Annotated in this window: 17 protein-coding genes and 1 tRNA gene; 17 read left to right on the top strand and 1 reads right to left on the bottom strand. The window is 66.7% G+C overall.

Going from position 1 to position 22701, the window contains the following annotated elements:
• Positions 1 to 7 precede the first annotated feature (7 nt).
• The gene (kdsB, locus tag AC56LR_RS15505; RefSeq protein ID WP_497131688.1) at positions 8 to 760 is read left to right on the top strand and encodes a 3-deoxy-manno-octulosonate cytidylyltransferase; all 753 of its coding nucleotides are present in this window, start codon (positions 8 to 10) and stop codon (positions 758 to 760) included.
• A gap of 184 nt (positions 761 to 944) precedes the next feature.
• The gene (gene adk / locus AC56LR_RS15500; protein ID WP_497131687.1) at positions 945 to 1601 is read left to right on the top strand and encodes an adenylate kinase; all 657 of its coding nucleotides are present in this window, start codon (positions 945 to 947) and stop codon (positions 1599 to 1601) included.
• A gap of 152 nt (positions 1602 to 1753) precedes the next feature.
• On the opposite strand, the gene AC56LR_RS15495 is transcribed toward adk, so the two are convergent.
• Positions 1754 to 2266, bottom strand: coding sequence for a DsbA family protein (locus tag AC56LR_RS15495; RefSeq protein ID WP_497131685.1), 513 nt, complete (start codon positions 2264 to 2266; stop codon positions 1754 to 1756).
• 152 nt (positions 2267 to 2418) lie between these two features.
• Here AC56LR_RS15495 and AC56LR_RS15490 point away from each other — a divergent pair, with 152 nt between their 5' ends.
• From AC56LR_RS15490 to AC56LR_RS15420, 15 genes are all read left to right on the top strand, one after another.
• Positions 2419 to 3039, top strand: a complete 621-nt coding sequence (locus AC56LR_RS15490) for a hypothetical protein (protein WP_497131683.1) — start codon at positions 2419 to 2421, stop codon at positions 3037 to 3039.
• Positions 3040 to 3154: 115 nt separating this feature from the next.
• On the top strand, positions 3155 to 3913 hold the full coding sequence (locus AC56LR_RS15485) for a 3-hydroxyacyl-CoA dehydrogenase (protein ID WP_171084763.1): 759 nt from the start codon (positions 3155 to 3157) through the stop codon (positions 3911 to 3913).
• 110 nt (positions 3914 to 4023) lie between these two features.
• The gene (gene ggt, locus AC56LR_RS15480) at positions 4024 to 5790 is read left to right on the top strand and encodes a gamma-glutamyltransferase (protein WP_497131702.1); all 1767 of its coding nucleotides are present in this window, start codon (positions 4024 to 4026) and stop codon (positions 5788 to 5790) included.
• Positions 5791 to 5909: 119 nt separating this feature from the next.
• Complete coding sequence (locus AC56LR_RS15475; RefSeq protein WP_497131682.1) at positions 5910 to 7412, top strand: AAA family ATPase; 1503 nt, start codon at positions 5910 to 5912, stop codon at positions 7410 to 7412.
• Between the two features lie 5 nt (positions 7413 to 7417).
• Positions 7418 to 8116 (top strand): retron system putative HNH endonuclease, encoded by a 699-nt coding sequence (locus tag AC56LR_RS15470; RefSeq protein ID WP_497131681.1) that lies wholly within the window; start codon positions 7418 to 7420, stop codon positions 8114 to 8116.
• A 137-nt stretch (positions 8117 to 8253) separates the two neighbouring features.
• On the top strand, positions 8254 to 9423 hold the full coding sequence (locus tag AC56LR_RS15465) for a patatin-like phospholipase family protein (RefSeq protein WP_497131680.1): 1170 nt from the start codon (positions 8254 to 8256) through the stop codon (positions 9421 to 9423).
• Complete coding sequence (locus tag AC56LR_RS15460) at positions 9420 to 13667, top strand: hybrid sensor histidine kinase/response regulator (RefSeq protein WP_497131678.1); 4248 nt, start codon at positions 9420 to 9422, stop codon at positions 13665 to 13667. Before AC56LR_RS15465 ends, AC56LR_RS15460 begins: the two co-directional genes overlap by 4 nt.
• Before the next feature lie 54 nt (positions 13668 to 13721).
• Positions 13722 to 14390 carry a response regulator gene (locus tag AC56LR_RS15455; protein ID WP_497131677.1) on the top strand — a complete coding sequence of 223 codons (669 nt, stop codon included), beginning with the start codon at positions 13722 to 13724 and terminating at the stop codon, positions 14388 to 14390.
• An 80-nt stretch (positions 14391 to 14470) separates the two neighbouring features.
• Positions 14471 to 16099, top strand: coding sequence for an AMP-binding protein (locus AC56LR_RS15450; RefSeq protein WP_497131676.1), 1629 nt, complete (start codon positions 14471 to 14473; stop codon positions 16097 to 16099).
• Between the two features lie 7 nt (positions 16100 to 16106).
• The gene (locus tag AC56LR_RS15445) at positions 16107 to 16670 is read left to right on the top strand and encodes a MarR family winged helix-turn-helix transcriptional regulator (protein ID WP_497131674.1); all 564 of its coding nucleotides are present in this window, start codon (positions 16107 to 16109) and stop codon (positions 16668 to 16670) included.
• Positions 16671 to 16925: 255 nt separating this feature from the next.
• Positions 16926 to 17000 (top strand) — tRNA-Arg (locus AC56LR_RS15440).
• A gap of 211 nt (positions 17001 to 17211) precedes the next feature.
• Positions 17212 to 19158, top strand: a complete 1947-nt coding sequence (locus AC56LR_RS15435; RefSeq protein WP_497131673.1) for an ATP-binding cassette domain-containing protein — start codon at positions 17212 to 17214, stop codon at positions 19156 to 19158.
• A 43-nt stretch (positions 19159 to 19201) separates the two neighbouring features.
• Positions 19202 to 20002, top strand: coding sequence for a CAAX prenyl protease-related protein (locus tag AC56LR_RS15430; protein WP_497131672.1), 801 nt, complete (start codon positions 19202 to 19204; stop codon positions 20000 to 20002).
• Positions 20003 to 20042: 40 nt separating this feature from the next.
• Positions 20043 to 21269 (top strand): XrtB/PEP-CTERM-associated polysaccharide biosynthesis outer membrane protein EpsL, encoded by a 1227-nt coding sequence (gene epsL, locus AC56LR_RS15425; RefSeq protein WP_497131671.1) that lies wholly within the window; start codon positions 20043 to 20045, stop codon positions 21267 to 21269.
• A 22-nt stretch (positions 21270 to 21291) separates the two neighbouring features.
• Positions 21292 to 22674: an undecaprenyl-phosphate glucose phosphotransferase gene (locus tag AC56LR_RS15420; protein ID WP_497131670.1), complete on the top strand. Its 1383-nt coding sequence runs from the start codon at positions 21292 to 21294 to the stop codon at positions 22672 to 22674.
• Positions 22675 to 22701 lie beyond the last annotated feature (27 nt).

Genomic DNA, 22701 nt, shown 5'->3' with positions numbered 1-22701 from the left:
CGGCCGCATGAGCTTTACCGTCATCATTCCGGCCAGGCTGGCCTCGACCCGCCTGCCGAACAAGCCGCTGGCCGACCTTGGCGGCAAGCCGATGATCGTGCGCGTGGCCGAACGCGCGCGCGAATCCGGTGCTTCCCGCATCATCGTCGCCACCGACCACCCCGACATCCTGGCGGCCTGCGCCGCGCACGGCATCGAAGCCTGCATGACGCGCGCCGACCACCCCTCGGGCACCGACCGCATCGCCGAAGTCGCACTGGCACTGGGCCTGGGGCTTGAGGAAGTCGTGGTCAACCTGCAAGGCGACGAGCCGCTGATCGACCCGGGCCTGCTGGCGGCCTGCGCCGCGCGCATTCGCGACGGCGTGCCGATGGCCACTTGCGCCCATCCGATCCTCGACGTGGCCGACGTGTTCAACCCGAACGTGGTGAAAGTCGTGCTCGACAAGGCGGGGAGGGCGCTGTATTTCTCGCGCGCCTCGATTCCCTGGCACCGCGATGCCTTCGCTGCGACTCAGGATTCTTTGCCGATGGGCTACGCACCGCTGCGCCACATCGGCCTGTACGCCTATAGCAATGCCTTCCTCCAGGCCTATCCGGCGCTGGAAGCCGCGCCGCTCGAAACCATCGAGGCGCTCGAGCAATTGCGCGTGCTGTGGCACGGTTATCCGATCGCCGTGCACGTCACCGACAGTGCGCCGCCGGGCGGTGTGGACACGCCGGACGACCTGGCGCGCGTGCGCCGCCATTACCCGAACTGAGCGCGCGAACAGCCACATTCCAGGCCTTCTGCGCCAGATCAAAAGTTGCTTCCAGGCGGCCTTTGGATTGGCGTTAATGCCAACTTTTGTGGTAACTTTCGTGTCAAGGTAACCAGATATGCATCAAGCCCGATCGTCGGCAAACATAATAATCATCAACATCCTCTAGGAATCTAGGAAACTCATGCGTCTCATTCTGCTAGGAGCACCGGGAGCCGGTAAGGGCACCCAGGCTAACTTCATCAAGGAAAAGTTCAACATCCCCCAGATTTCCACCGGCGACATGCTGCGTGCGGCGATCAAGGCCGGGACCGAACTCGGCCTGGCTGCCAAGAAGGTGATGGATGCGGGCCAGCTGGTATCGGACGACATCATCATCGGCCTGGTGAAAGAGCGCCTGAAAGAAACCGACTGCGCCAACGGCTACCTGTTCGACGGCTTCCCGCGCACCGTGGCGCAGGCCGACGCCATGAAAGACAGCGGCGTGACCATCGACTACGTGCTTGAAATCGACGTCCCGGACGACCTGATCGTCGAGCGCATGTCGGGCCGCCGTACCCACCCGGGCTCGGGCCGCGTCTACCACACCAAGTTCAACCCGCCAAAAGTCGAGGGCATCGACGACGTGACCGGCGAGCCGCTGGTGCAGCGCGACGACGACAAGGAAGAAACCGTCATCAAGCGCCTGACGGTCTACCATAACCAGACCGAAGTGCTGCTCGGCTACTACAACAAGTGGGCACAGTCCGGCCTGCCTGGCGCGCCGAAATACCGCAAGATCACCGGCGTCGGCCCGGTCGACCAGGTGCGCGACGCGGCGTTCGCGGCGCTGTCGGAATAAGCTTCCGGCCAGGTGAAACGGCCCCGCGGGGCCGTTTTTCGTTAACCCGTAGGGTGGGCGGCTTTGCCGCCCGCGCGTTCAAATCCACGTGAATTGATACGACGTGGGTGTTCTCCGGATGGTTGAACGCGCGGGCGGGAGACCCGCCCGCCCTACAAATACCGTTCGACGGCCGCCGTCAACGACTCCGGGTCCGAATCCCCCTCATACCGCTCGCCATTGATGAAAAAGCTCGGCGTCCCGGTTGCCCCCAGCGATTTCCCTTCGGCCGCCTGGGCCGCGACCCGTTCGCGGTAGCGCCTCTGCGCCAGCTCCTCCTCGACACGCGCCCCATCCACCCCCACTTCGCGCGCCAGCAGCGGCAACTGCCCCGGCGTTACCTGCGTCTGGCGCTCGAACAGCGCATCGTGCATTTCCCAGAACTTGCCCTGCGCGCCGGCGGCCTCCGCGGCCTCGGCGGCGGGCTCGGCATGCGGGTGCATCCCGAGCGGCAGGTGGCGGTAGACCAAGGCGACGCGGTCCCCATGGCGCTGCTGCAGTTCAAGCAGGGTGGGCCGGGCCCGCGCGCAATACGGGCACTGGAAATCGCCATACTCGACAATGACGACATCGGCATCGCGGCTGCCGCGCACATGGTCGTCTTCCTGGATCCGCACCTGGTTCATCCTTGCTCCTCGCATCAATCGATGGCCCGATCTTCGCATGCGCTCGCGGCTGCCTGCCGCGCGTTACCGTCCGACAATCCGTCGTGTGCGCCCCGCGCGGGGGCGCAGGCCGATAATGGTCGCCTGACCATTCGAATTGCATGAGGTGCGCCATGAGTCCCATCAAGTCCACCATTGCCGTGCTGTTCGCGCTGGGTTCGGCGAGCGCGCTGGCCCAGGACCAGCCGGCGCTAACGCCGACGCCGAGCAAACCCGTCGACAGCGCCACCTACGGCCCGGTCCTGAATCCGCAGGCGACACCGGCCCCGGCCCCGACGCCGCCGGCTGCCCCACTGCCATCCGGCGAAGCCCGTCCGCAGGCGCAGGAAGAGCGCGCCGGCCAGCCGCCGACCAGCAAGCACCTGGAAGTGGATCCCTCGGCCCGTCCGGCGCCGCAAGCCGCCCAGCCCCAGCAGGGCCAGCCGAGCCAGGACGCAGGCAAGCGCAAGCCGCCAAGCAAGAAGGGCAAGCAGGCGCTGCGGCGATCCGTGGACCAGCGCATCGAGAGCACGCCGCGCATCGCGGCGCCGATGCCCCCGCCGGCGCCCCGCGCCGAGCCCCAGGCGGCGCCGCGGCCGGCCGGCCCTTCGTCGACCCAGGTGGTGGGCTGTATCGGCGGCAATTGCACCGACACGGCGGGCGCCGGCTATAACGCCGCCGGCCCCGGTAACACGGCAGTGAGCAGCAGCGGCCAGCTGTGCACGCGCAGCGGCGCCACCATGCAGTGCTTTTGATCCAGAGGCAGGGCAGGCATGGTTTTTCCTGTCGAAAGTTCGCTACAATGCCGCTGTTTGACGTTTACGTTAACGTCATGAACAGCGGCTACTAGAACTTTTATAAGGGAAAACCATGCAAATTCAGAACAATGTGTTCATCGTGACCGGTGGCGCGTCGGGGCTTGGAGCAGCCACGGCACGCATGCTGACCGAAGCGGGCGGCAAGGTCGTCATCGCCGACGTGCAGGTCGACGCCGGCACCGCCCTGGCAGCCGAGCTCGGTGGCCAGTTCGTCAAGTGCGACGTCACTTCCGAAGCCGATGGCCTGGCGGCCGTCGCAGCGGCAGGCAAGCTGGGCACCTTGCGTGGCCTGGTCAACTGCGCCGGCGTGGCGCCGGCCATCAAGACCGTCGGCAAGGACGGCCCGCACCCGCTGGACGCTTTCCAGCGCGCGGTGAACATCAACCTGGTCGGTACCTTCAACATGTGCCGCCTGGCGGCCGACGCGATGGGCAAGCTCGATGGCGCCGAATACGGCGAGCGCGGCATCATCATCAATACCGCTTCGGTCGCGGCCTTCGACGGCCAGATCGGCCAGGCCGCCTATGGTTCCTCGAAAGCCGCCGTGGCCGGCATGACCCTGCCGATGGCGCGCGACCTGGCGCGCAGCGGCATCCGCGTCATGACCATCGCTCCGGGCATCTTCGAGACCCCAATGCTGATGGGCATGCCGGAAGAAGTACGCGAGTCGCTCGGCAAGATGGTCCCGTTCCCACCGCGCCTTGGCATGCCGAAGGAATACGCGCACCTGGCCAAGGCCATCATCGAAAACGTCATGCTCAACGGCGAGACGATCCGCCTCGACGGCGCGATCCGGATGCAGCCGAAGTAAGCCATTCCTGTAAGCGCTGGCCAATTGTTGTAGGATAGCCAAATGTCGGGCGCGCGGCGCAAGCTGCGCGCCCGTTTTGCTTTTTGGAGAAACGATTGAACAATACGACGATGCGCGGCGCTGTCCTCGCGCTGGCGCTGGTGTGCACCACGCCCCTGTACGCACAGGACACGCGCCAGGCCGCCCCCGAAGCGGCCACCGGCTATGCCGAGAAATCCGGCTGGCCCGCGAAGAACTACATGGTGGCCGCGGCCAACCCGCTGGCGGTGGAAGCCGGCTACCAGATCCTGAAGCAGGGCGGCAGCGCGATCGACGCGGCGATTGCCACCCAGCTGGTGCTGACCCTGGTCGAGCCGCAATCGTCCGGCATCGGCGGCGGCGCCTTCCTGGTCCACTATGACGGCAAGCAGACCCAGGCCTTCGACGGCCGCGAGACCGCGCCCTCGAAGGCCGACGAGCGCCTGTTCCAGCGTGCCGACGGCAGCCCGGTGTCGCGCCTTGATGGTGTCGTCGGTGGCCGGTCGACCGGCGCGCCGGGCGTGCTGCGCATGCTGGCGCTGGCGCATCGCCAGCATGGCAAGCTGCCTTGGAAGCTGCTCTTCGCCCCCGCCATCCGCCTGTCGGAACAGGGCTTCAAGGTCAGCCCGCGCCTGCATGCGCTGCTGTCGAGCGACGTCCACCTGCGCAAGGATGCGGAAGCGGCGCGCTATTTCTACGGTAACGGCGGCCAGCCTTGGCCGATCGGCCACGTCCTGAAGAATCCCGCGCTGGCCAGGACCCTGCGCGAGATCGCCGATGGCGGCGCCGAAGTGTTCTACACCGGCCGCATCGCGCGCGACATCGCGGCGAAGGTGGCCGGCCACCCGACCAACCCGGGCCTGCTCAGCGCCCTTGACATCGCCGCCTACCAGCCGAAGGTCCGGGTGCCGGTCTGCAGCGACTACCGCGCCTACACCGTGTGCGGGATGCCGCCGCCATCGTCGGGCGGCATCGCCGTGGCCCAGATGCTGGGCATGTTCGAGACCATCGACATGCGCGCGCTGGCCCCGACGAATGGCGTGCCCGGACCGGAAGCGCTGCACGTCTTCAGCGAAGTCGGACGCCTGGCCTACGCCGACCGCAACCGCTACGCCGCCGACACCGACTTCGTCCCGCTGCCGGGGCGCGGCATCCCGAGCCTGATCGACAAGGCCTACCTGGCGCAGCGCGCCAAGCTGGTAGGCCAGCGCTCGATGGGCGAGGCGCCGGCCGGCACGCCGCCCGGCATGGAAGTGGCCTGGAAGTGGGGCCGCGACAACGCCATCGAAACCCCGTCCACCTCGCACGTGGCGGTGGTGGACGGCTACGGCATGGGACTGGCGATGACCACCACCGTCGAAGACGCGTTCGGTTCGCGCCAGATGGTCGATGGCTTCATCCTGAACAACCAGCTCACCGATTTCTCCTTCGCCTCGCGTGACGCCGACGGCCCGGTGGCGAACCGCGTCGAAGCCAATAAACGCCCGCGCAGCGCGATGTCGCCGACCGTGGTGTTCGATAAAAAGACCGGCAAGCTGGTGCTGACGGTGGGTTCGCCCGGCGGCCCGGCCATCATCAACTACGTCGCCAAGGTGCTGGTCGGCACGCTCGACTGGGGCCTGAACGTGCAGCAGGCCATTGCGCTGCCCAACTTCGGCAGCCGCAACGGCCCGACCGAGCTGGAAGCGGGGCGCTTCCCTTCCACCACGATCGAGGCCCTGAATGCGCGCGGGCACAAAGTACGGCTGGGCGAGCAGACCTCCGGGCTGCATGGCATCCAGCGCATCGAGGTGCATGGGGTGCCGTTGTGGTATGGCGGGGCCGATCCAAGGCGCGAGGGTGTGGCGAAAGGGGATTGAAGAAAAGGCGGCCGTGCGCGGCATGACATGGCCCCGGTCCAGGCAAATCCCCCGGGCTTGAAGGCGCCACGAAAGCGTCTGGCGGCGATGTAAAATGCGGTCACATTGAAAGAATAATTATGCGAATTCACCGGCTTGACCTGAAAAACTACCGTTGCTTCGACGCGCTGTCACTGGATCTCCACCCTCGGCTAACCGTCCTGGTGGCGCCCAACGGACAAGGCAAAACCTCGATTCTCGATGCGATCAAGGTAGCACTCTGGCCTTATGTGGCCGGTTTCGACATGGGCAGCACCACGAACGACGTGACCAGTATTCAGATCGATGACGTGCGGCGGGCGCAGGAACAGTCGCCGGATGGCGTGTTCTCTATGGAATGGCGCTTGCCTGCGGAGATCAAGGCTGTCGGCACAATGAATGTGTTGAGGCTGGTGCTGGATGGCATTCTCGGCACATCGGGTATTCGCATCAACGCTACGGGACCAGGCGCGACCCCTGTACTTGCTGCCGAGGTGCCGTGGCAGGTAGTGCGGTGTCGGGATAGCGCTAAAAAGGGGACCAAGACCAAGGACATCGTGCCAGCAGGCGCGCTGAGCGTGAGCGACGCGGCCCGGGCGCTGGAGGAGCGAATCTTTTCGGAGCAGCCGGGCACGCCTGACGACCTTCCCATGCTGGGTTATTACGGCACCGGCCGCCTTTGGGCGCAGAAGAAGCTGATGTCGATCCATGTGGAAGCGGATCCGCAGTCGCAGTCGCGCACGTTCGCTTATCGGGATTGCCTCGATCCGGCGTCGAGCTACAAACATTTCGCCGTATGGTTCAGCCGCGTCCACAAGTCCTACCTGCAGGCCCAGATGCGCAACCTCCAGAATCAACTTCCGCTGGATGCCGAGAGCGCTGCCGGACTTGGTGCGCCCTTCAAAGCAGTGCAAAACGCAGTCGATACGCTGCTGCGCGAGCACACCGGTTGGAACGGGCTGGGGTATAGCGCCGAGCACGATGATCTCGTACTGCGTCATGCCACGCATGGCGTCCTCAAGGTCAGCCAGTTGAGCGACGGTATCCGCAACATGCTGGCACTGGTCGGCGACATCGCGTATCGCTGCTACAAACTCAATACACACCTGGGCGCGGACGCGCCGAAAAGCACCCGGGGCGTCGTCATGATCGACGAGGTGGACATGCACCTTCATCCTGGCTGGCAGCAAACCGTGCTGTCCGACTTATCGGACGCATTTCCGGAATTGCAGTTTATCGTGACCACCCACAGCCCCCAGGTACTGACCTCGATAAAGCGCGAGAATATCCGCATGGTGTTTCGCAACAGGCTGGACCAGTGGGAAGCACAGGCGCCCTTGCTGGAAATCAAAGGGGTCGAAAGTGCAGTGGCGCTTTGCGATATCATGGGCGTTAATCCCATCCCGCCGGTCGACGAGGCCCAGTGGCTGGTCGATTACACCGACAAGATCGAAGACGGTACGCACGAGGACGAGGAGGGCCGTGCATTACGCGAACAGCTGCTCGCCCTCTATGGAGAGCGGCATCCTGTTATGCTCGATACCGATCGGCTGATCCGTTTTCAAGCATTCAAGCTGCGCAAGTCGCTGGTGTCGAAGGACTGAGAGGCATGCACAAGCTCGACCGCTCGGCCGTTACCCCTCCCGCTTGCCTCGCCACCTATGATTGCCTGACTCAAACCTGGGATGATTTCCGTGGCGCCTGCAAAAGGCAGCTGCGCTTCGCACTTTTCCAAATGCAGGGAATTCCTGGCGTCAGCTCCCAGGATGCGAAGGAGTACGGCCTGCGCTGTGCTTACTGCGAAGGGGCGATCTGGCATGAGGGTCACATTGAACACTTCCGGCGCAAGAGTGCGAAGTATCCCAACGGCTTTCCAGCGCTGACTTTCGACTGGCATAATTTTTTCTTGGCATGCGGTTCTTGCGACCATTGCGGCCACTACAAGGACCGCACAGGGGCGCCTGCCTACGACCCCGACGACCTGATCAAACCGGACGTCGATAATCCTGAGTACTACCTGTATTTCCACTCGTCGGGCACGGTTCGCCCCAGGCAAGGTCTGGCCGCCGAAGAGAAGCACCGCGCCGAGGAAACGATTCGTACGTTTGGACTATGCGATCGCGCGCTGGAGGGCGCCAGGGCCAATGCCGTTCGCAAACAACGTAAATCGCTCAAAAAGGAACTCGAAGAGCTGGCATCCTGGGACGAAGCCTCCCGCAACGAATACATGCTTGATGAAATCGAGAAAACTCGGTGGGAACCGTACGCCACCGCCATCAAGCATTTCTTCGTGCCGAACGCCATATGATCCTACCCACGAAGCGGGGCAACCTACAGGTTCATCTCGCTGCCCATTAAAGGCCAGTTACACCAGAAGTCGGCGTAAAAGCAACTAAAATTCATTTAATTTCCCTAGAGCACCCCGGTTTTTGCTAAGCTTGGCGGGTGGACAGTAAAGAGAAAACAGGCCTGGTCCTCACAGGCGGTGGAGCACGCGCCGCCTACCAGGCCGGCGTGATGCATGCGATCGCGCGCATTCTCGCCGACGCCGGTCGTCCGGCCTTGCGTTCTCCCTTCGACATCATTTGCGGCACCTCCGCGGGCGCCCTCAACGCGACCGCGCTGGCCTGCCGCGCCGACGACTTTTCCAGCGCCGTGCGCGGCCTGCTCGGCGTGTGGGAAGGGGTGGCCGCGCACCAGGTCTACCGCGCCGATTCCCTGTCCGTGCTGCGCTCGGGAGCGCGCTGGATGTCGCTGCTGTCCTTTGGCTGGCTGCTGCGCAAATGGCATGCGGCGCCGCCCCAGTCGCTGCTCGACAACACCCCGCTGGCCGGCCTGCTGCACCGCGTACTCGACCTGCCGCGCCTCGATGCCGCGCTGGCCGACGGCGTGCTGCATGCGCTGGCAATCACCGCATCCTCCTACAGCAGCGGCCACCACATCACCTTCTACCAGGCCGCGCGCGAGATCGTGCCCTGGAACCGCCACCAGCGCCTGGCGCTGGCGACCCAGATCAGCGTCGAGCACCTGCTGGCATCGAGCGCGATTCCCTTCATCTTCCCGGCCGTCCCGCTCTACCTGGGCGGACGGCGCGAATACTGCGGCGACGGCTCGATGCGCCAGCTGGCGCCGATCGCGCCGGCGATCCACCTGGGCGCGACCCGGGTGCTGGTGGTGGGGGCAGGGCGCATGTCCGAGACGGCGAATGACCCGGCGCCGAATTCCGGCTATCCGAGCCTGGCGCAGATCGCCGGCCATGCGCTGTCCTCGATTTTTCTGGACAGCCTGGCGGCCGACATCGAGCGCCTGCAGCGCGTGAACCAGACCCTCGAGCGCGTGCCGCTTGACGCGCGCGCGGCGCTGCCGCTGCGGCGCATGGAACTGCTGGTGATCTCGCCGTCCGAGCGGCTCGACGACATCGCCAGCCGCCACGTCCACACGCTGCCGGCGCCGGTGCGCACGCTCCTGGCCGGGATCGGCGCGCTGGAGTCGCGCGGCGCGGCGCTGGCGTCCTACCTGCTGTTCGAAGGCAGCTATACGCGCGAGCTGATCCGGCTCGGCGAACACGATACCCTGGCCCGGCGCGACGACGTGCTGGCGTTTTTCCCGCAATGAGGGCGCTGATCCGGATATGGGCGGCAGCGCTGCTGCTGGCGCTGTGCGCGAACGGCCTGGCCGCCACGCCGCGCCTGACCCTGCGCTTCGAGCACCTGTCGGTGGCCGAGGGCCTGACCCAGGAAACGGTACTGTCCGTGGTCCAGGACCGCGATGGCTTCATGTGGTTCGGCACCCAGAACGGGCTGTCACGCTTCGACGGCTACCGCTTCATCAACTACCGCAGCGTGCCGGGCAAGGCGCGCACCCTGTCGAACAGCTGGGTGCGCGTGCTGCACCTCGACCGCCACGGCCGCCTGTGGCTCGGCACCGACGGCGGCCTGAACCTGTACGACCCGGTCACCCGCAGCTTCACGGTGTTCGTTCCGCAGGAAACCGCGCGCCGGGGCAACGGCAACCGCCATATCACGTCCATCGTCGGCGATGGCCGCGACGGCCTGTGGATCGGCACCAGCGACGGCCTGCAGCATTTCGACACGGTGCTGCGCCGCTTCACGACCTGGCACCATGAAAAAGGCAACGACGGCACCCTGAGCGACGACAGCGTCAACGCGCTGGCGCTGGATGCAAACGGGCGCCTGTGGATCGGCACCGGCGCGGGCCTGGACAGCATGGGACCGGGGCGCGAACGCTTCGAGCACCATCCGTCCAGCCTGGGGCCGCGCGAGAATCCAGTGCGCGCGCTGATGATCGACGGCGCGCAGCGCCTGTGGGTGGGGCGCCTGGGCGGGCTGGAACGGCGCGAGCTGGCCGGCAAGGCGGCGGGCACGGTGCGCCGCTTCGGCCAGGCCGACGGCGTCGGCCCGTGGTGGATCACGGCGCTGTACCAGGACGCCGGTAACGAGATCTGGGTCGGCACCCACGACAACGGCCTGCTGCGCTGGCGCGGCCGCGAGGACAGCTTCGAGAGCCACCGGCGCGCCGTCACCGACCGCCACAGCCTGGGCGACAACCAGGTCTCGGCGCTGTACCGCGACCGCCTCGGCACCTTCTGGGTCGGCACCTGGTATGCCGGCGTGTCGCGCGTGGACCTGGGCAGCGGCGGCTTCGCCCGCATCGTGCGGCGCGACGACGCGCCCGACGCGCTGGCCGACAACAGGGCGGCGGCCCTGCTGGCCGACGGCGACAAGCTGTGGGTCGGCACCGGCACCGCGCTGAACCACGTCGACCCGGCCACCGGCCAGGCCACCGTCTACCGCCACGACCCGCACGATCCCAACAGCCTGATCGACATGCCGGCCACCGCCATTGCGCGCGACCGCAAGGGCCTGCTGTGGATCGGCAGCCGCACCGGCATCACCTCCTTCGACCCGGTGGCGCGCCGGTTCGTGCGCCAGCTGCTGCCGGGCGATGCCGACGCCAACAACGTGCGCGGGGTGACGGCCGCGCCGGACGGCTTCGTGTGGATCACCACGCGCGGCGGCCTGCACCGGCTCGACCCTGTCACGCGCAAGGTCGTGAGCTGGCGCCACGACCCCGCCAGGTCGACCAGCCTGGCCGACGACACGGTGCGCCCGGTGCTGCACGACCGCCGCGGCCGGATGTGGGTCGGCACCTTCGACGGCCTGGACCTGATGGATCGCGCCAGCGGGCGCTTCCGCCACTTCCGCCACGACCCCTTCGACGCGGCCAGCCTGAGCCACGACGAAGTCCATTACCTGTTCGAGGACAGCCGCGGCGACATCTGGGTCGGCACCGCGGTCGGCCTGAACCGCATGGTGACGGCCGCCGACGGCTCGGTGAGTTTCGTGCGCTATACCACCCGCGACGGCCTGGTCGACGATGCCGTGGCCGGCATCCAGGAAGATGGCGACGGGCGCCTGTGGATCAGCACCACCAATGGCCTGTCGAGCTTCGATCCGGCGGGCAGCCGCTGGCGCAGCTATGCGGCGGATGACGGCATCACGGAAGGCGCCTTCTTCGACGGCTCGGCCCTGCGCGGGCTTGATGGCACGCTGTATTTCGGCGGCTTCAACGGCATCACGGCCTTCGACCCGCGCGCGATCCGCGACAACCGGGTGCCGCCGCGGCCGGTCATCACCGGCCTGCAGGTCTTCAACCGGCCGATCGAGCAGGAGCTGCCCGGCGTGCTGACCGGCCCGATCGAACATGCCGAGGCGGTGAACCTGCCGGCCGGGGCCTCGGTGTTCTCGCTCGAATTCTCGGCGCTGCACTTCGCCGCGCCGGCGCGCAACCGCTTTGCCTACCGCCTCGATGGCTTCGACAAGGACTGGGTCCAGGCCGACGCCGGCAAGCGCTTCGCCACCTACACCAACCTGGACCCGGGCACCTATGTGTTCCGGGTGCGCGCCGCCAACAAGGACGGCGTCTGGAGCGGGCAGGCGGCGGCGCTGGCGATCACGATCGAGCCGCCGCCCTGGGGCACGCCCTGGTTCCGCGCGATCGCCGCGCTGCTCCTGATCACTTCGGTGTATGCCGGGGTGCGCATGCGCATGTCGGGCCTGCGCCGCCAGAAAGAGCAGCTGGCGCGCCAGGTGGGCGCGCGCACCGAGCAGGTCGAGCAGCAGAACCGCGTGCTCGAGAGCCAGACTCAGGCGCTGCGCGAACAGGAAATGCGGGTGCGCCAGCAGTCCAACGAGCTGGCGCGCGCCTACCGCGCACTGCAGGAGAACGAGGAATTCCTGCGCCATGCCAAGCAGCGCGCCGAGGATGCGACACGCCAGAAGTCCGAATTCCTGGCCAACATGAGTCACGAGATGCGCACCCCGCTGGCCGGCGTGATCGGCATGCTCGGCTTCGCGCTGCGCGACGGCGCGCTGCGCGAGAACACGCGCGACCAGATCGTGCGCGGCCAGGCCAATGCCCAGGCCCTGCTGGCGATCATCAACGACCTGCTCGATTTTTCCAAGATCGAGGCGGGCAAGCTCAGTATCGAGAACATCGACTTCGACCTGCACGGCGCCATCCGCGGCGTGGCCAGCCTGTTCGAAGAGCAGGCGGCGGGCAAGAGCGTGGGCTTCGACGTCAGCCTCGACGCCAGGCTGCCGCGCTACGTGGTGGGCGACCCGACGCGGGTACGCCAGGTCCTGGTGAACCTGGTCGGCAATGCCTTCAAGTTCACCAGGTCGGGCAGCATTGCGGTGGAAGTGGAACTGCGCGCGGAAGACCAGGTGCGCGGCGACGGCTGGAACATGGTGCGCTTCACGGTGCGCGATACCGGCATCGGCATCCCGGCCGCCGCGCTGCCGCGCCTGTTCCAGAAATTCGAGCAGGCCGACACCACCACCACGCGCCGCTACGGCGGCACCGGCCTGGGGCTGGCGATCTGCCGCCAGCTGGTCACCCTCATGGGCGGGTCCATCGCCGTCAACAGCCTTGAGGGCAAGGGCAGCACGTTCAGCGTGGTGCTGCCGCTGGCCGACGGCGTCGAGCCGCCCCATCTCGAGCACGAGGCGCTGGCCCCGCATACGCACAAGCTGCGCATCCTGTGCGCGGAAGACTACCCGACCAACCAGATCATCGCGCGCGTGATGATCGAGGAGATGGGCCACCAGGTCGATATCGCCGAGAACGGCACCCAGGCGGTGGCGGCCTGCGCGCGCACCCGCTACGACCTGGTGCTGATGGATGGCCGCATGCCCGAGATGGACGGGGCCACCGCCACCCGCCTGATCCGCGCCGGCGGCACGCCGGACGCCCGGGTGCTCGACCAGCACCTGATGATCGTGGCGCTCACCGCCAACGCCAGCGACGAAGACCGCACGCGTTACCTGGCCTGCGGCATGGACGCCTTCCTGACCAAGCCGATCGACGAGGACGCGCTGCACCAGCAGATCTCGCGCGCCATCGAGCGCCAGCGCCAGCGCGGCGTGCCGCTGGCCTTGATGCCGCCGGCCCCGGCCAGCCCGGACGCGGAGCAGGCCCCGATGGCGGCGCTGGACGCGATGTTCGGCGTGGCGCCGGCCCAGGATTCCCTGCCTTCGCCAGTCAATCCGGGGCGCCGCGCCGACGACCTGAAGGCGCGCCTGCACGCAGCCTTCAGCGCCGACCTGCCGCGCCGCCGCAGCGAGCTCGATGCGGCGCTGGAGGCGGGCGACATGGAGGCCGCGGGCAGGGTGCTGCACGGCCTGCGCGGCAGCGCCGCCCACCTGGGCGAAGCCGCGCTCGAGTCCTTGTGCGGCGACCTCGAGGTGGCGGCCGATGGCGGCGACCGCGCACGGGTCGCGGCCGGGATGGCGCGCCTGCGCATGCTGCTGGCCGCGTTCCAGGCGTCCGGGGCTTGACCTGGCTCCTGCATATAATGTCCGCATGATTCTTGCGACGACGGTGGATTGACTATGGACACAGGCATGAAGGTGCTGGTGGTGGACGACGACGTGGTGTCGCGCATGATGCTGATGCATCTGGTCGACAGCTGCGGGCAATACGCCATCGCGGAAGCGGAAGACGGCGAGGACGCCTGGCGCCAGCTGGCGGCCGGCCTGGCGCCGGCCATCGTGTTCTGCGACCTGCGCATGCCCAGGCTCTCGGGCATGGAGCTGCTGGCGCGCGTGCGCGCCGATGCCGCATTGGCATCCATGCCCTTCGTGCTGGTGTCGGCCGCGTCCGACGCCGAGACCATGGCCGAAGCCGGGCGCCTGGGCGCCGACGGCTATATCGTCAAGCCCTTCGCGCTGGAGCAGGTACGCGCCCAGCTGGTACGGGGGGCGCAGGCCGATGCCGCGCCGGACGAAGCACCGGCCGAGGTGGCGCGGCGCCTGGGCATCGCGCCCGAGCGCCTGCTGGTCTACCTCGCGGGCCTGCAGCGCCAGCTCGCCGACGCCGCAGCAGAGCCTGCGAGCGCGCCCCTGCTGCGCCTGGCCGAAGGCTGCGCCACGCTCGGTTTGCATGCCGGCGCGGCGCAGCTGCGCGCCGCCGCGCAAGAACCAGGCATGCAGGGCGCGCATGCCGCCCTGGACTACGCACTTGACGCCGCCCAGGGCCAGGCGCGGCGCGCGCAGGCTTGAAGACGATTCCGCTTGCTGGCGTATTACTTTAGATTTAAAGTACCTGCGGACTGTTGCCTCAATATCTACAGGAATCCGAGATGACCGCATCCGTAGCACTCCAGCCGTCCGGCTACGCCGACGGCTTCGCCCGCGCCAAGCTGCCCCCGCCGGAAGAATGGCCGGAATTCCTGTTCGAGCTGCCCGAACTGCAGTATCCGCCGCGCCTGAACTGCGCCGCCGAACTGCTCGACGGTGCTGGCCCGCGCGGCTGGGACGCGCGCACCGCGCTGGTCGGGGCGCGCGAGCGCCTGAGCTATGCGCAGCTGCGCGAGCGGGTCGACCGCATCGCCCACGTGCTGCGCCACGACCTTGGCCTGGCCACGGGCAACCGCGTGCTGGTGCGCGGCGCCAACTGCCCGACGATGGCGGCCTGCATCCTGGGCGTCATCAAGGCCGGCTGCATCGCGGTGCCGACCATGCCGCTGCTGCGCGCCCGCGAGCTGGGCACGATCGCCGAACGCGCGCAGGTGGACGCCGTGCTGTGCGCGGCCTCGCTGCGCGCCGAGGTCGACGCCATGGGGCGCCCCGGATTGCCGCTGCTGCTGTTCGACGACCCGGGCGCGGCCGATTCGCTGGAGGCGCGCATGGCCGCCCACGACGCCCCGTTCGCGGCGCCCGATACCGCGGCCGACGACGTCTGCCTGATCAGTTTTACCTCGGGCACCACCGGCGTGCCGAAGGGGACGATGCATTTCCACCGCGACCTGCTGGCGATCTGCGACTGCTTCCCGCGCCATACGCTGGGTTCCAGCATCGACGACGTCTTCATCGGCACGCCGCCGCTGGCCTTTACCTTCGGCCTGGGCGGGCTGCTGCTGTTCCCGCTGCGGGTCGGCGCCAGCGCGGTGCTGATCGAGAAACTCAGCCCCGAAACCTTATTGGGGGCGATCGAACAGCACCGCGCCACGGTCTGCTTCACGGCGCCGACGTTTTATCGCCAGATGGCGCAGCTGGCGCCGCGCTTCGATCTCGCAAGCCTGAGCCGCACCGTGTCGGCCGGCGAGGCGCTGCCGCTGGCCACGCGCGAAGCCTGGCAGGACGCGACCGGCCTGGCCATGATCGACGGGATCGGCGCCACCGAGATGCTGCACATCTTCATTTCGGCGGCCGGCAGCGAAGTGCGCCCTGGCGCCACCGGCAAGCCGGTGCCGGGCTATATCGCCTGCATCCTCGACGAAGACGACCGCCCCGTGGCGCCGGGCACGATCGGGCGCCTGGCCGTGAAAGGGCCGACCGGCTGCCGCTACCTGGACGACCCGCGCCAGCGCGACTACGTGCACGCCGGCTGGAACCTCACCGGCGACGCCTACGAGATGGATGCGGACGGCTATTTCTATTACCGCTCGCGGCTGGACGACATGATCATCTCGGCCGGCTACAACATCGCCGGCGCCGAGGTCGAGGAAGCGCTGCTGCACCACCCGGCGGTGGCCGAGTGCGGGGTCGTGGGGCGGCAGGACCCGGAGCGCGGCCAGGTGGTCGAGGCCCATGTGGTGCTCAAACCCGGCGTGGAAGCGTCTAGCGACACGGCGCTGGCGCTGCAGGAATTCGTCAAGGCCTCGATCGCTCCGTACAAGTATCCGCGCGTGGTGCGCTTCCGCGAACAGCTGCCGCGCACCGAAACCGGTAAACTGCAGCGGTTCAAACTTCGTAACGATGCAGGGTGAGGAAACTATGGCGGATCTGGAAGAGCAGGACGACGGCAAGGAGCCCGGGCAGGGCGGCACACCCACCGAGCAGGAGCGTGTGGCCGGGCTGGACCTGGCGAGCCGCTTGAGGAGCGAGCACCACCAGTCGCTCAAGCTGTGGCTGCGCATGCTCTCGTGCACCGTGCGCATCGAGAACGAGATCCGCAGCCGGCTGCGCGCCACCTTCAACATCACGCTGCCGCGCTTCGACCTGATGGCCCAGCTCGAACGCTATCCCGACGGCCTGCGCATGGGCGAGCTGTCCAAGCGCATGATGGTTACCGGGGGCAACGTCACCGGCATCACCGACCAGCTCGAGCGCGAGAAGCTGGTGGTGCGGGTGCCCGACCCAAGCGACCGGCGCGCCTGGGCGGTGCGCCTGACCCCGGCCGGCCGCACCGCCTTCTCCGAGATGGCGGCCGTGCACGAGCGCTGGATCGACGAGATGCTGGCCGATATCCCGGCCGAGGACAAGGCGGGCCTGATCGCGCAGCTGGCGTCGATGAAGCGGCGGCTCAGGATCGACGAGAATGCCCCTGGCGGCCAGTAAGGCAAGGCCGGCATGGAGCGAACTCGTAGCGTGGGCGGCTTGTGATCTGGTCCACTGGACCAGATCACCCCGCGCGGTGATAGTTACGATTTGAACATATTAGCGGGCAGGTTTCACGGCGGCGGAGGCCGCGCACCCGATTCGTCCCCGCCGCCGACAGGAAAAATGGAAGGGTGTCGAGCGGCAAGGCGGCTGTTCTGCTTTGGCTGGACCGCTGGTACAATAGCGGGCTGCAAGACCCCGTCATGCAAATGTGTCGCCATAGTACAATGGATAGTACAAGGTCCTCCTAAGACTTAGATGCAGGTTCGATTCCTGCTGGCGACACCATCTCTTGCGCCCGTCCGGGCGATTTGTGCAAGACCGGCCCGCATTGCCCTTATTCCCCTTCATCGCCGCGTTCCGGTGCTTGCATCGCGGATGCCGAGTGGGCGTCGGCGGGCGGAAACTGCCGGTAGCGCGCGCCCAGTCGGTACAATGGGCGCTTCTTTCAATTTTTTAGCCTGTGGCCAGGTCCTGGCGGTGGGCAGGTACATGGATCATGGCTGTCATTTCTCTCTCCTCCGCGCAACTGGCGTTTGGCCACGTCGCGCTGCTCGACCACGCTGATTTCTCCCTCGAATCCGGCGAGCGCGTCGGCCTGATCGGCCGCAACGGCACCGGCAAGTCGTCGCTGCTGAAAGTCATTTCGGGCCGCTTCAAGCTCGACGACGGCCTGCTCGTGATGCAGCAGGGTATCAAGATTGCCTATGTCGAGCAGGAGCCTACTTTTGATCCGGAAACCACCGTGTTCGATGCGGTGGCCGGCGGCATGGGCGACCAGCTGGCGATGCTCAACGAGTACGAAACGCTCACCGGCCAGTTCGGCGGCGACAACGACGAGGCGCTGATGGAGCGCATGCACGACATCCAGGTCAAGCTCGACGCCACCGACGGCTGGAACCTGCAGCACAAGGTCGATACCACCCTCGACCGCCTCGGCCTGGCCGGCGCCGCCAAGATGGGCACGCTGTCGGGCGGTATGCAAAAGCGCGTGGCGCTGGCCGTGGCGCTGGTGTCGGCGCCGGACGTGCTGCTGCTGGACGAGCCGACCAATCACCTGGACTTTACCTCGATCAAATGGCTGGAAAGCCTGCTGCGCGAATTCCGCGGCTCGGTGCTGTTCATTACCCACGATCGCAGCTTCCTGGACAATGTGGCTACCCGCATCCTCGAGCTCGACCGCGGTCGCCTGCTGTCCTTCCCGGGCAATTTCACGACCTACCAGGAGCGCAAGCGCGAACTGCTGGCCAACGAGGAAGTGGAGAACGCCAAGTTCGACAAATTCCTGGCCCAGGAAGAAGTCTGGATCCGCAAGGGCGTGCAGGCTCGCCGCACACGCGACGAAGGCCGCGTGCGTCGCCTGGAAGCGCTGCGCCTGCAGCGCACCGCGCGCCGCGAGCAGCAGGGCAATATCAAGCTGGACGTCGGCATGGGCGAGCGCTCGGGCAAGATCGTGGCGGACATGGAAAACGTCTACAAGTCGTATGGCGAAAAAACCATCGTTACCAATTTCTCCGGCACCATCCTGCGCGGCGACAAGGTCGGCCTGATCGGGCCGAACGGCGCCGGCAAGACCACGCTGCTCAAGATCATCCTGGGCGACGAAACCGCCGACAGCGGCAAGGTGCGCCTCGGCACCAAGCTGAACGTGGCCTATTTCGACCAGATGCGCGCCCAGCTCAACGAAGAGGCGAGCCTGGCCGACACCATCGCCCCGGGCAGCGACTGGGTCGAGGTCAATGGCCAGAAGAAGCACGTCATGACCTACCTCAATGACTTCCTGTTCGCGCCGGAACGCGCGCGTTCGCCGGTCAAGTCGCTCTCGGGTGGCGAGCGCAACCGCCTGCTGCTGGCGCGCCTGTTCGCCAAGCCGGCCAACTGCCTGGTGCTGGACGAGCCGACCAACGACCTCGACATCGAGACCCTGGAACTGCTGGAAGAACTGCTCGAGGAATACACCGGCACCGTGTTCCTGGTCAGCCACGACCGCACTTTCCTGGACAACGTGGTGACCCAGGTGGTCGTGGCGGAAGGTAACGGACTGTGGCGTGAATACGTCGGCGGGTATAGCGACTGGGAACGCGTGCGCGCCAGTGCGCCTGCCATGGCGGCGGTCGCTGCTGCCGCTGCGGCCAATCAGGTGGCAGCCGCCAAGCAGGAAGCCGCCAAAGCTGGTGAAATGTCATTTGCCGCACAGAATACACCTGCTAAAAAAGTAAAGTTGAGCTATAAAGAACAACGTGAGCTGGAAGAGTTGCCGAAGCTGATCGCCTCGCTGGAAGACGAGCAATCGGCGATTACGGCCCAGCTCAATGCACCGGACTTCTACAAGAAGAACCCGGCAGACGCGCGCCGCATCAACGAGCGCTTTGCCGAGATCGAGGAGTTGCTGCTCGACGCCCTGGACCGATGGGAGCGCATGGAAGCCCGCGCCCGGGGAGAGTAGTCTAACCAAGGGGGCAAGCAGGCCAGTGCCTGCCAACACGGACATGACCGAGCATAACGATTCCCGTACCGCTCCACCTGCCCGTGGCCCCCATCCCGTTGCAGGCGCCGGCCGCACTCCCGGTGCGCGACCGGCCGCCCATCCTTCCTTGCCTCCGGCCGCAGCCGCGGCCGATACCCCCCTCCTGAGCCGCGCCGCCTGGGTGCGCATCCTGCCTTTCGGCGTCTTCATCTTCTTCATCGTGCTGGGCGACATGCTCGCGCGCGCCGGCATCGACCGTGCCGCGCTGCGCTGGCTCTACCCGGTCCAGGCAGGCAGCGTCGCGCTGCTGCTGGCCGCCTTCTGGCGCCATTACCACGAACTCCATGTGCCCGTGCCGAAGCCGGCGGTGCTGCTGGCCAGCATCGGCGCCGGCCTGCTGGTGCTGGTCCTGTGGGTCAATCTCGACGCGCCCTGGATGACGGTCGGCCTGGGCGAGGGCTATGACCCGTCCACGAACGGCAATATCGACTGGCTGCTGGTGGCGATCCGCATCGCCGGCGCCGCCCTGGTCGTGCCCCTGATGGAAGAACTGTTCTGGCGCTCCTTCCTGATGCGCTGGGTCGAGGCATCCGATTTCGAGGCGGTCGAGCCGGCGCGCGTGGGCCTCAGGGGCTTGCTGGTGTCGAGCCTGCTGTTCGGATTCGAGCACAGCCTGTGGCTGGCCGGCATCGTCGCCGGCCTGGCCTATGCCTTGCTCTATATGCGGTACCGCAACTTGTGGTCGGCAGTGCTCGCCCACGCTGTCACCAATGGCTTGTTGGGCATATGGGTGGTCGCCACCGGCAACTGGACCTTCTGGTGAATCCTGCCTCAGCGCCTTGATTTCAGAAAAGACAAACAAGATGACGCCTCTACGCCTACGCCCCGTCGCCGCCGCCTTTGCTCCCGTCCTTGCCGGCGCCTTGATGCTCCTCCCGGCCGTCCAGGCCAGTGCCCAGCAGCAGGAAGAAGGCCTGCAACTGTATGGCGGCATCGGGTGGGGCTATGACGACAACCTGCTGCGCGTGCCCGACGACCGGCCCGCCTTCGGGGGCAAGCGCAGCGACCGCTGGCGCCAGCTGGACGCCGGCGCCGTCTACAACAAGCGCATCAGCCGCCAGCGGGTGGCGGTCGTGGCCAAGGCGTCGAAGGTGAAGTTCGATTATTTCAGGCAGCTCGACTACGATGGCCGGGATGTGCAGGGCACCTGGTTCTGGGAGCTGGGCAACAAGTTCGATGGCCAGCTTGGCGCCAAATACGAGCGCACGCTGGCGCCCTACACCGACTTCTTCAGCGACGAGCGCAACGTGCGCGAGCAGCGCCGCCAGTGGTTCGACGCCGGCTACCAGATGCACCCGAGCTGGAAACTGCGCACGGGCTTCACGCGGGACCGCTTCGAGTACGAGCTGCTGCGCCAGCGCTTCAACAACCGCACCGAGCGCGCGGCCGAAGCCGAATTGCTGTACACGCCGCGCACGGGCAGCTCGATCGGCCTGGTGGCGCGCCGCCTCAAGGGCGAATACCCGTTCCGCCGCCCGGGTGGCGTCGCCGGCGCCCTGAACGACGACTTCACCCAGGACGAGCTCAAGGTGCGCGTCAACTGGATCGGCACCGGCACCACCCGGTTGCAGGCCCTGGCCGGCTATGTGCGGCGCGAGCAGCCGTCTTTCGGCGAGGGCAAGACCAGCGGCTTCAACGGCCGCCTGAACGCCTTCTACACGCCGCGCGGCAAAGTCACTTACGAAGCCTCGCTGTGGCGCGAATTCGCCCCGATCGAAAGCACCATCGTCAGCTATACGCTCAACCGCGGCGCCAGCCTGGGCGCGACCTGGCTGGCGACCGGCAAGGTCAAGGTCGAGGCCAATGCCGCCTATGAAGAACGGGCCTACAACCCGCGCGCCAGCTTCAACGCAGGCGGCGACCTGACCGACTCGCTGCGCCGCGCCAGCCTGCGCGCCACCTGGCAGGTCAAGCGCAAGGTGGCGGTTTCGGCTGGCTGGCAGCACCAGCAGCGCAGCGGCTCGCAGGCACTGGGCCTGGGAAGCTTCGACGCGAACACCGTGATGGTGAACGCGAATGTGCTGTTCTGACGCACTGCCTGCGAAGTAAGACATGACGGTCAACGATATCCCGATCATCTCGTTTTTCCAGCGCGTGCTCGACCCCCTGATCATCATGGGGACCCTGTACCTGGCCACCCTGTACTACGGCGAGCCGTTCTCGGGCTACTCGCTGGTGCTGATGGTCCTGGCCTTCTTCATTTCTTCTTCGGTGTACCAGCATGTCGACCCTTACCGCACCTGGCGCAGCGGCCGCATGCTGGCGTACGCGCGCGATACCATCTTCGGCTGGTGCCTGACGATCGCGGTGCTGTACTTTTTGGGCACAGCCAGCGGCCTGAAATATTTCTACGACGAGCGCGTGCTGCTGGCCTGGTTCATCGCCACGCCGCTGGCCATCCTGGCCAGCCACCTGGCGGTGCGCCAGGCTACCGGCAGCCGCGACCGTGCGCGCGAGGTGCGCTCGATCGTGGTGGTCGGCTGCAACGACGTCGGCATCAAGTTCGCCAAGGTATGCGACCAGCAGCCGAATCTGTTCATGGACGTGAAGGGCTTCTTCGAGGACCGTCTGGATGAGCGCCGGCCGGCCGCGCTGTGCTATCCGGTGCTGGGCGGCATGGCCGATGTCTGCGCCTATGTACGCCAGCACCATATCAAGATGATTTTCGTGAGCCAGCCGATTTCGGCCCAGCCGCGCATCCGCAAGCTGGTCGACGAGCTCAAGGACACCACGGCCTCGGTGTATTTCCTGCCCGACGTCTATGTGTTCGACCTGATGCAGGCGCGCTTCGACACCGTGGGCGGGATGCCGGTGATCGCCATCAGCGAGACGCCCTTCATGGGCTTCAACAGCGTCATCAAGCGCGGCAGCGACATCGTGATCGGCAGCATCATCCTGGTATTGCTGGCGCCGCTGATGCTGGTGACGGCGGTGGCGGTCAAGCTGACCTCGCCCGGTCCCGTGATCTTCCGGCAGCGCCGCTATGGCCTGTACGGCGAAGAAATCTATGTCTACAAGTTCCGGTCGATGAAGGTGACCGAGGACGGCGCCAACGTCGTGCAGGCCAAGGCGAACGACCAGCGCGTGACCCGCATCGGCGGCTTCCTGCGCCGCACCTCGCTCGACGAGCTGCCGCAGTTCATCAACGTGCTGCAGGGACGCATGAGCCTGGTCGGCCCGCGCCCGCACGCCGTTGCCCACAACGAGCAGTACCGCAAGCTGATCAAGGGCTACATGCTGCGCCACAAGGTGCGCCCGGGCATTACCGGCTGGGCCCAGGTGAACGGCCTGCGTGGCGAAACCGCCACGCTCGACAAGATGGAGGCGCGCATCCAGTACGACCTCGACTACCTGCGCAACTGGTCGCTGTGGCTGGACTTGTGGATTATCCTGAAGACGGTGAAAGTGGTGCTGACCCGCGAAAACGCGCACTGAAATCAGAAGTTTCCCGGTTGCGATTTT

This window comes from Telluria sp. ZT3P39, from assembly GCF_059685935.1.
The sequence above is the reverse complement of the archived record's forward strand: the minus strand, read 5'-3'. Positions and strand labels throughout refer to the sequence as shown.

Excerpts from the sequence above, each read along its gene's own strand:
- AC56LR_RS15460 (WP_497131678.1), top strand. The coding sequence starts at position 9,420 with ATGAGGGCGCTGATCCGGATATGGGCGGCAGCGCTGCTGCTGGCGCTG.
- AC56LR_RS15470 (WP_497131681.1), top strand. The coding sequence starts at position 7,418 with ATGCACAAGCTCGACCGCTCGGCCGTTACCCCTCCCGCTTGCCTCGCC.
- AC56LR_RS15445 (WP_497131674.1), top strand. The coding sequence starts at position 16,107 with ATGGCGGATCTGGAAGAGCAGGACGACGGCAAGGAGCCCGGGCAGGGC.
- AC56LR_RS15450 (WP_497131676.1), top strand. The coding sequence starts at position 14,471 with ATGACCGCATCCGTAGCACTCCAGCCGTCCGGCTACGCCGACGGCTTC.
- AC56LR_RS15430 (WP_497131672.1), top strand. The coding sequence starts at position 19,202 with ATGACCGAGCATAACGATTCCCGTACCGCTCCACCTGCCCGTGGCCCC.
- epsL (WP_497131671.1), top strand. The coding sequence starts at position 20,043 with ATGACGCCTCTACGCCTACGCCCCGTCGCCGCCGCCTTTGCTCCCGTC.
- adk (WP_497131687.1), top strand. The coding sequence starts at position 945 with ATGCGTCTCATTCTGCTAGGAGCACCGGGAGCCGGTAAGGGCACCCAG.
- AC56LR_RS15495 (WP_497131685.1), bottom strand. The coding sequence starts at position 2,266 with ATGAACCAGGTGCGGATCCAGGAAGACGACCATGTGCGCGGCAGCCGC.
- AC56LR_RS15485 (WP_171084763.1), top strand. The coding sequence starts at position 3,155 with ATGCAAATTCAGAACAATGTGTTCATCGTGACCGGTGGCGCGTCGGGG.
- kdsB (WP_497131688.1), top strand. The coding sequence starts at position 8 with ATGAGCTTTACCGTCATCATTCCGGCCAGGCTGGCCTCGACCCGCCTG.
- ggt (WP_497131702.1), top strand. The coding sequence starts at position 4,024 with ATGCGCGGCGCTGTCCTCGCGCTGGCGCTGGTGTGCACCACGCCCCTG.
- AC56LR_RS15435 (WP_497131673.1), top strand. The coding sequence starts at position 17,212 with ATGGCTGTCATTTCTCTCTCCTCCGCGCAACTGGCGTTTGGCCACGTC.
- AC56LR_RS15420 (WP_497131670.1), top strand. The coding sequence starts at position 21,292 with ATGACGGTCAACGATATCCCGATCATCTCGTTTTTCCAGCGCGTGCTC.
- AC56LR_RS15475 (WP_497131682.1), top strand. The coding sequence starts at position 5,910 with ATGCGAATTCACCGGCTTGACCTGAAAAACTACCGTTGCTTCGACGCG.
- AC56LR_RS15490 (WP_497131683.1), top strand. The coding sequence starts at position 2,419 with ATGAGTCCCATCAAGTCCACCATTGCCGTGCTGTTCGCGCTGGGTTCG.
- AC56LR_RS15455 (WP_497131677.1), top strand. The coding sequence starts at position 13,722 with ATGGACACAGGCATGAAGGTGCTGGTGGTGGACGACGACGTGGTGTCG.